We start from the raw sequence: 12,549 nt of genomic DNA, 5'->3' as shown, positions 1-12,549 counted from the left end.
GGCGCTCGGGTAGCCTCGGGACTGTCGCACTCCCGCTGTCACGGATTCGAACCCGAAAGCACCCGATGCCGCACACCGCTGTTCGTCCTCGCCGGCTCCTCGCCGCCGTCACCGCCGGTGCCCTCGCCATCGCCGGGGCCGTCGTCGCCCCGCTCACCGCGCCGGGTCCTGCACAGGCGGCGTACCCCGACTCGTTCAATCCGCTCGCGATGAACGGCGGGTTCACCGTGTACGCCCGCGAGGACATCACACTCGGCAACCAGGAGACCGAGGGCAGCATCGCCGCCGGCGGCACGGCCACCAAGCCCGGCGACGGGCAGTACACGATCATCCACGTGGCCGCGGGGACCGGGGACTACACCCTCCCCTCCGTCGACGGCGACCCGACGCGGCTCCTGGTGGACGCGTTCTCCCCGGCCAGCGGCGGCATCACCGCGATCACCAATGCCGGGACGTCCGATGCGGCCCTGCAGGGCGACCTGAAGATGGTCGAGCGCGACGGCCCGTGGAGAGCATCGGCCCGCGGCGACTGGCTGCGACTCAACCTCGATCCCGGATCCCCCGACCAGACCCCGATCATCGACGCCACCGCGCAGTCCTACCCGGAAGACGCGGACCCGCCGGCATCCGCCAGCGGCGACGGGAGCATCTACACGGCCGACACCTCGGAGACCGCGGTCGCCGACTACGTCGAGGCGAACGCGGAGGCGGGCTACGACGACGCCGCCGCGTGCCTGGCAGGACTGCCCGATTCCGCGCACCCGGTCGCGGTCGCGGAGGACGACGGAGACCGGGTGGTCCTCGCTCCGCTCAGCCCCGACCAGGTGAATGTCGTCGACTACGCCGACATCGCCGGGGCCCGTCTCATCCAGTTCTCGCCGGGGCCGACACCGGGCGCGCAGAACCCGCTCGTCATCCAGGTGCCCGCCGGGACGACCGACGTCGCCGGGGCGCGCATCGACCCGCAGGGCGCGTACTCGCCGTACACGCTGTGGGATCTGTCGCAGGTCACCGGCACCGTCACCGTCGAAGCGGCCGGCGGACGGATCGACGGATCGATCTACGCTCCGAACGCCACTGTCACCGTCGATGCCTCCCCGCTGGACGGCCAGGTCCTGGGCGAGAACGTCATCCTCGCCGGCGGCGAGGTGCACTCGTTCCTCTTCGCCGGGCAGATCGCGTGCAACGCCGAGAACGGCACGTTCCGCATCCGCAAGGATCTGGCGGGCATCGACGCCGACGGCCTGCCGGCGGACACGACCTTCACCGTCAACTTCACCGCCACCGAGCCAGACGGCACGGTCACGACCGGGTCGCTCGAGGTCCCGGCCGACGGCGCCTGGGTCGACGCCGGCGAGTCGTTCCCGGCAGGCACCGTGATCTCCTTCGACGAGATCGATCCCGCGTCCGTGCCCGGCTACGAGTGGGCGGACCCGGTGATCTCCCCCGGTGAGATCACCGTCGGCACCGGGACGGCGGACGTCGTCGTCACGAACACCGCCGCCGCACAGACCGGCACCTTCCGCGTCCACAAGGAGGTCGAGGTCCTCGACCCGGACGGCGGCGCCGTCACCCTGACCGGAACCGTGCCGGTGCGCTGGACCGCATTGTCCGGCGGCGAGCAGATCGGTTCGGGGACGCTCGACGTCCCCCTCGACGGGACACCCGTCGACGTCGGGCAGGACTTCCCGACCGGGACGCGCATCGTGCTCGTCGAGGACCGCCAGGCAGTCCCCGCCCCCGACGGCTATCACTGGGTGAGCGCGTCCTGGGACCCGGGCCGGACGTTCGTGATCGGCGACGACACGTCGGTCGACGTCACCGTCACGAACTCGCTCGCCCCGGACGACGCGGGTCGCACCGTCTCCATCGTCAAGTCCGAGATCGACGCGGACGCCGACTACGAATACACCGTCAGTTACAACACCGACCCCGCCCCCGCGCGCACCGACCGGGTGCTGCCGCTGGGGGACCCGGAGCTGCTCGACGACATCGAGACGGATGCCGAGACGCTGGAGCTCGCCGAGGCGGTGCCGACCCTGGACGGCGCACCGACCGACGCGGCCGACTGGGAGCTGCCGGTCTTCCTCGTGACGATCGACGGGACGACGACCGAGTACCGACCGGCGAACTTCGAGGGCGCCGGCCCGCTGGAGTCGGCGATCGTCTCGATCCCGCTGCCCGACACCGGTGACGTCGTGATCGAGGTCGCCAACGAGCGCAAGGCCGGCACGTTCGAACTGAGCAAGGCCTTCGCCTCCGGCATCCACCTTCCGTCGGGACTCCAGTTCAGCGTGTCCTGGACGGCGACCACGCCCGGCGGCGAAGTCAGCTCCGGTGTCATCCGGCTTCCGGGAGACGGAACACCGGTCGGACCGGTGGATGCCGCGGGGAACCCGGTCGTCTTCCCCTATGGCACGGTCGTCGTCTACGGCGAGCTCAGTGCCCCGCACGTCCCATGGATCGTCTGGGAGGCGCCGATCGGAGCATCCGGCGAACTCGTGATCGGCGAGGACGACGAGGAGACCGTGACCGCGACGATCACGAACGTCCATTCCGTGCGTTCCGGGACGTTCCTCGTGACCAAGGACGTCGTGGGGATCGATCCCGATCAGCTGCTCGTCGATGCGTTCACCGTCGAGTACGAGGCGCGCCTGCCGCTCGGCGACACCATGACCGGGACGTTCGAGCTCCCGGCCGACGGGACGCCCGCGGGCCCCGTGGATGCCGAAGGCGATCCCGTGCTGTTCCCCGTCGGCACGGTCGTGAGGCTGGCCGAAGCCGAGCCCGCCACCTCGGCGCTGCCCGCCGACTACGTCTGGGGGGAGACGACCTGGAGTCCCTCGGACTCGTTCGTCGTACGGGCGGGCACGGCCGAGCTGGAGGTCACGAACACCGCCGTCGAGATGACCCGCTTCTCGGTCGAGAAGCAGGTTGACGGGGATGCCGCGGGCCTCGTCCCCGCCGATCCCGTGTTCCCGGTGCAGTGGGCTGTGGGCCTGGATCCGCAGGATCCGCTGGCCGCCGGCATCGGTGCGCCGGCGATGTCGCCGTACCTCCCGGTGGGCAGCATCGTCGAACTGCGGGAGGGACCGTTGCCGGCGATCGACGGCGTCAACTGGGGTCCGGCGACCTGGAGCGCCGGCGGTGAGCAGCTCGCGACGGGACCGGGCGGCGTGATCGCCCTGCAGCTCGACGGCGGGGACGTCCCGGACCCGATCGCGCTCGTCCTGACCAACATCGCGAACGCCTCGCCGACGGCGGCGTTCACGGTCGCGAAGTCGGTCACCGGTGACGGTTCGGGGGATGTGCCGGACCGCACCGTGTACACGCTGGAGTACTCGGTGGATGCCGGGGAGGTGCAGACGATCTCGCTGCGCGCCGGGGAGACCGTGTCGGTCACGGCTCTGCCGGCCGGTACGATGCTGCGGATCCGCGAGGTCGCACCGCCGTCCGTGGACGGCGTGACCTGGGAGGACGCGACCTGGACCGTCGACGGCGAGCCGCTCGAGACCGATGCCGAGGGCTGGGTGAGCCTCGAGCTGTCGGATGGCGCCGCCGTCGCGTTCGGGCTCGTCAACGAAGCGGATGCCGGGGCGCTCCCGACGACCGGCGGAGAAGGCGTGCCGCCGGTGGTCATGCTGGCCGCGCTCGTGCTCGTCACGGTCGGCATCGTGCTCGCCGCGACCCGCCGCCGAGCGCACTGACCCCTGCCCGCTCCCTTCGTCGCTCGTTGAGCGAGCCGAAGGCGAGTCGAAACGCACCCCACCAGAAACCCCGTTTCGACTCCGGCGGCTGCGCCGCCTCCGCTCAACGAACGAATGAGGATGGTCCCGCCCCCGCTCGTTGAGCGACCCTGCCTTTTTTCGCTCGTTGAGCGAGCCGGCCCCTCCCCCGCTCGTTGAGCGAGCGAAGCGAGTCGAAACGCACCCGGACGGAAACCCCGTTTCGACTCCGGCGGCTGCGCCGCCTCTGCTCAACGAACGGGTGGGTGGTGTCGGCGGCTGGATCTAGCCTCCCGACATGCCGCACACGTACATCCTTCGATGCGCCGACGACACACTGTACGTCGGCAGCACCTGGAATCTCGACCAGCGACTGTGGGAGCACGAGACCGGCCGAGGCAGCTCGTACACGCGTCGTCGTCTTCCGGTGACGCTGATCTGGAGCGCCGACTACGAGCGGATCGCCGATGCCTACGATCTGGAGAAGCGGATCCAGGGATGGAGCCACGCCAAGCGCCTCGCCTTCATCGAAGGCGGGTTCGACGCGATCGCCGGCTGGAGTTCACGAAAGCGCCGAGAGGGACGATCCGTCCCCGCGACCTGAGCGAGCGGGCCCCTCCCCCGCTCGTTGAGCGAGCGAAGCGAGTCGAAACGCACCCCGACGGAAACCCCGTTTCGACACCGGCGGCTGCGCCGCCTCCGCTCAACGAACGAATGGGGATGGTCCCGTTCCCCCGCTCGTTGAGCGAGCGAAGCGAGTCGAAAATGCGGCTGCGCCGCCTCCGCTCAACGAACGGAAAGAGTCAGGGGGAGGTGGAGGCGCGGACGACGAGCTCGGGGCGGAAGCGGACGTTGCGGTCGTAGTCGCCGTCCGGGTCGTCGATCGAGCGCAGCAGCAGGTCCACTGCGGTGTGCCCGATCAACTGGGCGGGCTGGCGGATCGAGGTGAGCGGAACGACCGTCGCCGCCGCGAAGTCGATGTCGTCGTAGCCGATCAGCGCGATGTCCTCCGGCACGCGCATGTCGCTGAACATCGTGAGGGCCTGCAGGATGCCGACGGCCAGCAGATCGTTCGCCGCGAAGATCGCGTCTGGACGATCGGCGGCGCTGCGACGGACGAGGTCCTCCCCCGCGTCCCGTCCGTGCAGCACCGTCAGCGCCGGCATCTCGATCACCTCGAGCTGGGCATCCGGAACCTCCGCGACCGCGCGGCGGGCCCCGGAGAGGCGATGCGCCACCTGGGCGATCGCCGTGGGCCCACCAACGAAGACCAGCCGCCGGCGTCCCGCCTCCAGCAGGTGCCTGGCCGCCAGATAACCTCCCTCGACGTCATCGACCGACACCGAGCTGAACCCGCTCCCCGGGATCTCATGGTCGACGAGAACGACCGGCGTCCCGGCATCCTGCAGACGATGCAGCTTGGCGGCGTCATCGGATGCCGGAGTGATCAGCACCCCGTTGACGCGCTGTTCCCGGAACAGGTCGAGGTAGCCGTCCTCGCGCGACGCGTCCTCGTCGCTGTTGCCGAGGAGGACCGACAGCCGGTCCTCCTCGGCGCGGGCCTCGGCACCGCGCGCCACGTCAGCGAAGAACGGGTTGCCGGCGTCGAGAACGATCAGCCCGATGCTGCGGCTGCGGCCGGCGCGCAGCTGCCGGGCCGCGTCGTTGCGGACGAAGCCCAGCTCCTCGATCGCGGCCTGCACCCGCTCGACCGTCGCCGCGGCGACCTTGTCTGGGCGGTTCAGCACGTTCGACACCGTGCCGACCGACACTCCCGCCGTCGCCGCCACGTCGCGTACGCTCACTGCCACTGTTCGCCTCTTCCTGTCCCGCGCTGTCCGCGAGTGTACGGCATGGCGCCGTCCGGCTAGGCGGCACCCGATCGACGTGCGCTGAGCGCCGCCAGCCGCTCCTCGATCCGGTCGCGCACGTCGGGCCCCGCGAGGTGCACCAGACGCTCACCCAGCAGCAGCCGATCACCCCACTGTGTGGCGTCGCGGAAATCGTCGGCCGCGGACGGCCGCCACGCGTGCAGGACCTCGACGATCGCGTCGTAGGCCTCGCGGTCGTCGATGATCGCCGCCAGGCTCGAGCCGAAGTCCACCCGGGCCGGCGTGCTCGGCGACGCGGGCGCCGCACAGGACCACCGATGCGTCCCGGACCCGACGGTGAGGCGCCGCCCGTCCGGCAGGATCACCTCGGCGTCGGTGTTCGCCGGAACGGTCGCCTGGATGACGACCTCGTCGCCCGCGCGGTCCCACCGCACGCGGGCGCGGCCGTACGGGGTGAGGTGCGCGGCCTCGGCGAAATCGAACCCGTCGAGCGGATGCGGTTCGATCCGCAGCCGGGCGTACCCCGGCTGTGCAGGCGCCAGGCCCGCGAGCGATCGATGCAGCCAGTCGGCGATCGCTCCGAGCGCGTAGTGGTTGAAGGACGTCATCTCTCCCGGGTTGATCGTGCCGTCCGGGAGCATGGAGTCCCAGCGCTCCCAGATCGTCGTCGCACCCATCGTGACCGGATACAGCCACGACGGGTTCTCGGTGGCCGTGAGCAGCCGCGTCGCGACGTCGAGGTGCCCGGTGCGCGTCAGCGCGTCCTGGATGATCGGCGTCCCGACGAAGCCGGTGCCGATGCGGTATCCGCCCAGGCGGGTGAGCTCGGCCAGGCGGTCGCCGAGCGCCTGGCGTCGTTCCGGATCCACGATGTCGAAGACGATCGCGAGCGCGTACGCCGTCTGCGCGTCGGACATCAGGCGACCGGCCGGAGTGACGTATTCGGCGAGGAACGCCTGCCGCACCTCCTCGGCGATGCCCGCGTACGCCGCGGCATCCTCGTCGCGCCCGAGCAGTCCGGCGGCGCGCGCCGTCAGATCCGCCGAACGGAAGACGTAGGCCGTCGCCACGATGTCGGCCGACGTCTTCGCCTCGGCCGGACGCTCCGGTGGAGCATCCGGGTCGAGCCAGTCGCCGAACTGGAACATGCCCTCCCACAGCCGCCGCTCGCCGGCGAGCGCGACGACGGCGTCGGTCCAGCCCGTCATGCTCTCGTACTGGCGCTCGAGCGTGTCGAGATCCGCGAACCGTTCGTGCAGCACCCAGGGGACGACGGTGGCGGCGTCACCCCAGGCGGCGGCCGGCCGCGCCGGGCCGAGGACGTTCGGGACGACGAACGGCACGATCCCGTCCACCTGGTCGATCGCGAGGTCGCGCAGCCAGGAGTCCAGGAAGCCGCGGACGTCGTACAGGAAGCCGGCGGTCGGCGCGAACACCTGGATGTCGCCGGTCCAGCCGAGGCGCTCGTCGCGCTGCGGGCAGTCGGTGGGCACGGAGAGGAAGTTGCCGCGCAGTCCCCACACGACGTTCTCGTGAAGCCGGCGCACCAGTGGGTGGGACGTGTCGAACCATCCCGTGCGCTCCATGTCGCTATGGATCACGACGGCCGTGACGTCCGCCGGATCGAACGTCCCCGGCCAGCCCTCGATCTCGGCGTAGCGGAAGCCGTGGAACGTAAACTCGGGCTCCCAGACCTCCACCCCGTCGCCGGACAGCGTGTAGCGGTCGGTCGCCGCGGCCGCGCGCAGCGGTCTCGTCCCGAGTTCGCCGTGCTCGAGGACCTCGGCGTGACGGAGCGTCACGACGGCGCCCGCGGGACCGGAGACCCGGATGCGCAGCCGTCCCACGAGGTTCTGCCCGAAATCGAGCACCGTCTTCCCGCTCGGCGTGGTGACGACCTCGCTCACCGCCCGCTCCTCGATGCGCCGCACGAACGGCGACACTCGTGCGCCGGGGACGGGGAGATCCTCCACGACGGCGACCGGCGCCCATGCCACCGCATCCCGGCGGGCGTCGTGCTCCTCACCGGCGTACAGCCCGCTCGCGGTGATCGGGCCCGGAGCGCTCTCCCACTCTCCGTCGGTGACGACGGTCTCCGAGCGCCCGTCGGCGTACTCGATCCGCAGCTGCGCGGCGAAACGCGGCTGCTCGGCGTACACCGCCTGCGCGTTGTCGCGGAACCCGTAGCGCTCGGTCGCCCAGGCGCCGGCGATCCGCACACGGAGCTCGTTGGCTCCCGAGCGGACCAGAGCGGTCACATCGGTCGTCTCATGAACGGTGCGCTCCTGATACGGGGTCCACCCGGGCTTGAGCACCTGGTCGTCGACATCCGAACCGTTCACCGCGACCTGGTAGACCCCGACCGCCGTCGCGTAGAGCGTCGCCCTGCGCAGTTCGCCGTCGATCGTGAAGCCGCGGCGCAGCACGGCGGGCTCGGCCGGTCCTTCGGGGGCGGCGACCGCGATGGTGCGCGCGCTCCACTCCCCGTCCGCGAGGAATCCGGCCACGATCCGACGCGGGGCGCTCCACTCGGAGGCCTCGCCGTCGGCGCCCGTCACGCGCACCCGCAGCGAGACCTCCTCCCGCGGCGCGAGTGGACCGAACGGCCAGGGGACGCGGACGGATCCGCGCCCGTCGATCCTGCGGCTCTCGGTGCCGCCCTCGCGGACCAGCTCGACCTCGGCCGCAGCCTGGGTCCAGTCCGGTGTCTGCGATTCGGTGACCCACCCGATCCGGGGGCTCGCGTCGGGGACGACATCGCTGCCGTGCGGCGCGTCGACGGTGACGCGCACGACCGTTGTGCTCATGCTCTTCGCTCTCTCCTCGTCATCGACGGGCGACGGCCGGTGCCGTCACCGTGATCTCGTGTGTTCCGCTGGTCAGGGTTCCGGATGCCGGAGCGCCGTCGACCGTGACGACGGACTCGGACGCGACCGGCAGGTCGAGCTCGGCCGTGACGCCGAAGGGGATCTCGACCGTGGCCCGCAGCTCCTCGCCGTCGAGTCGCCAGTCGATGGCCAGTCGACCGTACGGGGTGTCGACGGATGCCGCGGCGTGATCGAGCTCGGCCGCGGGACGCGGCGCGATGCGTGCGCGACGGTGGCCGGGTTCGATGGGGGCGATCCCCGCCACCGTCCGATAGACCCAGTCGATCATCGCGCCGTACGCGTAGTGATTGAAGGAGAGCATGCTCCCTCCGGAATCACCGGATCCGGCATCCATGTCCCCCGAGTGGATCCGCCCGTCCGGCAGGATCGCATCCCACCGCTCCCACACCGTGGTCGCCCCGCGGTCGACCTGGTAGAGCCAGCTCGGCGCTTCGCGCCGCAGCAGCATGAGGTAGGCCTCATCGAGATGCCCGCTGTTCGACAGCGCGAACAGGACGAGCGGCGTGCCGAGGAACCCGGTCGAGATGCGTCCGTTCTCGGCGCGGACGTTCGCGGCGAGGCCGTCCGCGATCGCGGAGCGCTCCGTCTCGGGGGCGATCGCGAACTCCAGAGCCAAAGCCGCGCCGGTCTGCGTCGTCACGGCGTCGGCACCCCAGCGCTGCCAGGTGAGCTCGGCGACGCGGTCGGCGAGCTCCGCGTATTCATCGGCGCGGGCCGCGTCTCCGACGAGCCGCTCCGCGCGGGCCAGCAGGCGGGCCGAGTGCACGTAGAAAGCGTTCGCGACATAGTCGCTCGAGACCTTCGCCTCCCACGGCCGATCACCGGGCGCATCGGGGTCGAGCCAGTCGCCGTACTGGAACGGCTCCGTCGGCAGCACGACGTCGTCGCCGGCACGCCGGCGCAGGTGCTCGACCCATCGCCGCATGCTTCTCAGCTGCACGCGCAGCACCTCGTCGCTGCCGGATGCCTCGTACACCGCCCAGGGGACGATCGTGGCGGCGTCCGCCCAGCCGGCGCGACCCATGTTGTCCACGGGGCCTTCGCCCATGCGCATGTCCTCGAAGCGGATGATGTCCGGCACCACGGAGGCGACGCCGCCCTCATCGGTCTGGTCGGCCTCGAGGTCGCGCAGCCAGTTGCGCCAGAAGGCCTCGGCGTCCATGAGCGTCGAGGCCGTCGCGGCGAACGCCTGGGCATCGCCGGTCCACCCCAGCCGCTCGTCGCGCTGCGGGCAGTCGGTCGGAACCGAGACGAAGTTGTCGCGCTGCGACCAGAACACGTTGGAGTGGAACCGGTCCAGCGCCGGGGAGGCCGAGTGGAAGCTCGAGCGCGCCTCGAGGTCGCTCGAGATCGCGATCGCCGTGGCCGAGACGACCTCGACCGGGCCGGTGACCTCGGCGTGCTGGAACCCGTGGAACGTGAACTGCGGCTCCAGCACGTGCTCCCCGTCACGGTCCAGCGTGTACACGTCGGTCGCCTTGGCGCTGCGCAGCGCCGCGGTGTGCAGGTCACCGGACGGCTCGAGGATCTCGGCGTGCCGGACGGTCACGACATCTCCGGCGCGCCCGCGCACGACCAGGCGCACCCAGCCGGAGACGTTCTGCCCGCCGTCGAACTGCACGGCCCCGTCCCGATCCGTCCGGGTCATCTCGCGCTCGGCGACGACCCGGACGGGAGGTGCCGAGCGCGGCTCGAACCGCGCTGCAGCCTGCTCGATGACGGATGCCGGAGTCCATGCGGAGTCGTCGAAGGATGCGTCGTGGATGCCGGGGACCGCGAGGCGCAGGTCGGTGACCGTGCCGTCGTAGATGCTCGCCGAGCGCACGGCGCCGAATCCTCCGCGCCAGGTCTCGTCGGTCGCGACCAGCACGCCGTCCTCGGCGTCGATCTGGGCGAGGGCTCCGGATCGCTCGCCGTAGATGGCAGTGCGTTCTGCGAAGCCCATCCGTCCCCGGTACCAGCCGTCGCCGACCGCGAGCACGATCACGTTCTCGCCGGCGCGCAGCAGGCCGGTCACGTCGAGCGTGTCCACGAGCACCCGGGTGCCGTAGGACGTCCAGCCCGGCGTCAGCAGCGCGTCGGTGGCGCGCTCACCGTTGATCCAGGCGTCGACGAGGCCGAGGGCGCTCAGACGCAGTCGAGCGCGTTCGGGGACCGCCGTGACCGTGAAGGTGCGCCGCAGCAGCGCGACCGGACCCTCGATCTCGCTCGGAATGCCGATGACCGCCGCGTCGAGATCGGCGCCGTCCAGCCCCGCCTCGACGACGAGTTGCTCGCTCCACGGTGTCCATCCCGCCTCCGTCGCGACGCGCACGGCGAAGCCGCGCCGCTCACCTGCCTGCAGATCGCCGACGGCGACCGCCACCGAATCCCCGGATTCGACCACGTCGCCGGGGACCGGCTCCGCGTCCGCCGGTCCGGTCGCGAGCTGGTAGGCGATCTGGCGTGCCCCCGCCGTCGTGCTCTCCGATCGCCAACTCAGACGCAGTCCTCGGCCCGGGACGCCGAGGAGCCCCGACCCGTGCTGTGAGCGCACCGACACGACGCGGGTCGTGGCATCCGACCGGGTGAGAGAGGGGATGACCGCCATGGCGCTTGTTCCTTCCGATGCGCGTCCTCGCGCACGTCTCATTTCAGAATCGACCGTTGACTCTCGCCTCGGATCGTCGTACCTTACGGAGAGTTGAATGGTTTCAACTCCATTCGACCATCATGACGGTCCCGACGTCGAGACCGCAACCGAGAGTCAGCTTTTACATGGAGGTAAAGGATGGACAGCACCCGTACCCGAAGGGTTCTCCTCGCCGCAGCCGGCGTCGCCGCCCTCGCGCTCCCGCTCGCCGCCTGCAGCACCGGCGACGGCGGCGGAAGTGGCGACGGCAAGGTCGAGATCTCGTTCCTCACCGGGAACACCGGCACGAACGTCGAGGTCGCCGAAGCGCTCATCGAGGCGTTCGAGGATGAGAACCCGGACATCACCGTCAAGCTCGAGTCCCAGCCGGCCGGCACCGAGGGCGACAACCTGATGAAGACCAAACTGGCGACCGGTGAGATGTCGGACGTCTTCTACTACAACTCGGGCTCTCTGTTCCAGGCGCTCAACCCGGACCAGAACCTCGTGGCTCTGGACGACCAGCCCTGGGTCGACGGACTGATCGACACGATGAAGGACGTCGTGTCCACCGAGAACGGCATCTATGGCGCGCCGTTCGGCGCCACCCAGGCCGGCGCGGTCGTCTACAACAAGAAGGTCTATGCGGATCTCGGCCTGGAGGTCCCGACGAGTTGGGACGAGTTCGCCGCGAACAACGAGGCGATCAAGGCCGCCGGCATCACGCCGGTCATCCAGACCTACGGCGACACCTGGACCAGTCAGCTCTTCATCCTCGGCGACTTCGGCAACGTCCTCGCCCAGGATCCCGACTGGGCCGAGGAGTACACGGCCGGCAGCCGGAAGTACGCCGAGGAGCCCGCGCTGCAGGGCTTCGCGAACCAGCAGGAGGGCTTCGAGGCCGGCTGGTGGAACGACGACTACGCCTCGGCGCTCTACGACGACGGCGCCCGCATGGTCGCCACCGGCGAGGGGGCGCATTACCCGATCCTCACCGGCATCGTCTCGACGTTCCAGCAGAACTTCCCCGAGGAGCTCGACAACATCGGGGTCTTCCCGCTGCCGGCGCAGAACGCGGAGGACACCAAGCTGACCGTCTGGCTGCCGAACGCGGTCTACATCCCGAAGACCACCGAGGGCGCGGAACTGGAGGCCGCGAAGAAGCTCGTCGCGTTCATCAACTCCCCGGGCGGTTGCGAGATCCAGACCACGGTGATGGTGCCCAGCGGCCCGTTCGCGACCAGCGCGTGCGAGCTCCCCGACGACGTGCCCGGTCTCCTGACGGACATGCAGCCGTACTTCGACGAGGGCAACACCAACCCGGCGCTCGAGTTCCTCTCCCCCATCAAGGGCCCGAACCTCGAGAACATCACGGTCGAGGTCGGCAGCGGCATCCGCTCCGCCGAGGACGGTGCGGCCCTCTACGACGAGGACGTGAAGAAGCAGGCCCAGCAGCTCGGCCTCGACGGCTGGTGATCCGCGCCTGACACGAT

The 12,549-nt window shown here is 70.6% G+C and carries 6 protein-coding genes; 3 read left to right on the top strand and 3 right to left on the bottom strand.

Annotation, left to right across the window (positions count from 1 at the left end; all coding sequences use genetic code 11):
- The first annotated feature begins 65 nt into the window (after positions 1-65).
- Entirely contained in the window at positions 66-3,707 is a 3,642-nt protein-coding gene (locus AC3RXZ_RS14295) for a DUF5979 domain-containing protein (protein WP_491494439.1), read from the top strand.
- 316 nt (positions 3,708-4,023) lie between these two features.
- Positions 4,024-4,329 (top strand): GIY-YIG nuclease family protein, encoded by a 306-nt coding sequence (locus AC3RXZ_RS14290; RefSeq protein ID WP_243231736.1) that lies wholly within the window; start codon positions 4,024-4,026, stop codon positions 4,327-4,329.
- A gap of 199 nt (positions 4,330-4,528) precedes the next feature.
- Here the strand turns inward: AC3RXZ_RS14290 and AC3RXZ_RS14285 are convergent, their stop codons facing one another.
- From AC3RXZ_RS14285 to AC3RXZ_RS14275, 3 genes are read right to left on the bottom strand one after another with little or no spacing between them, the layout of a single operon-like run.
- Positions 4,529-5,536: a LacI family DNA-binding transcriptional regulator gene (locus tag AC3RXZ_RS14285; RefSeq protein ID WP_491494438.1), complete on the bottom strand. Its 1,008-nt coding sequence runs from the start codon at positions 5,534-5,536 to the stop codon at positions 4,529-4,531.
- 56 nt (positions 5,537-5,592) lie between these two features.
- Positions 5,593-8,364 carry an alpha-L-rhamnosidase gene (locus AC3RXZ_RS14280; RefSeq protein ID WP_491494437.1) on the bottom strand — a complete coding sequence of 924 codons (2,772 nt, stop codon included), beginning with the start codon at positions 8,362-8,364 and terminating at the stop codon, positions 5,593-5,595.
- 19 nt (positions 8,365-8,383) lie between these two features.
- Positions 8,384-11,035, bottom strand: coding sequence for a family 78 glycoside hydrolase catalytic domain (locus AC3RXZ_RS14275; protein ID WP_491494436.1), 2,652 nt, complete (start codon positions 11,033-11,035; stop codon positions 8,384-8,386).
- A gap of 180 nt (positions 11,036-11,215) precedes the next feature.
- Between AC3RXZ_RS14275 and AC3RXZ_RS14270 the strand changes: the two genes are divergently transcribed.
- Complete coding sequence (locus tag AC3RXZ_RS14270; protein ID WP_491494435.1) at positions 11,216-12,532, top strand: ABC transporter substrate-binding protein; 1,317 nt, start codon at positions 11,216-11,218, stop codon at positions 12,530-12,532.
- The last annotated feature ends 17 nt before the right edge of the window (positions 12,533-12,549 follow it).

The organism is Microbacterium cucumeris (genome assembly GCF_058349845.2).
This window is presented reverse-complemented; position numbering and strand designations above follow the sequence as displayed.

What these genes read in the sequence shown, in the direction of transcription:
- AC3RXZ_RS14270 (WP_491494435.1), top strand. Translation starts at nt 11,216, where the DNA reads ATGGACAGCACCCGTACCCGAAGGGTTCTCCTCGCCGCAGCCGGCGTC.
- AC3RXZ_RS14295 (WP_491494439.1), top strand. Translation starts at nt 66, where the DNA reads ATGCCGCACACCGCTGTTCGTCCTCGCCGGCTCCTCGCCGCCGTCACC.
- AC3RXZ_RS14275 (WP_491494436.1), bottom strand. Translation starts at nt 11,035, where the DNA reads ATGGCGGTCATCCCCTCTCTCACCCGGTCGGATGCCACGACCCGCGTC.
- AC3RXZ_RS14290 (WP_243231736.1), top strand. Translation starts at nt 4,024, where the DNA reads ATGCCGCACACGTACATCCTTCGATGCGCCGACGACACACTGTACGTC.
- AC3RXZ_RS14280 (WP_491494437.1), bottom strand. Translation starts at nt 8,364, where the DNA reads ATGAGCACAACGGTCGTGCGCGTCACCGTCGACGCGCCGCACGGCAGC.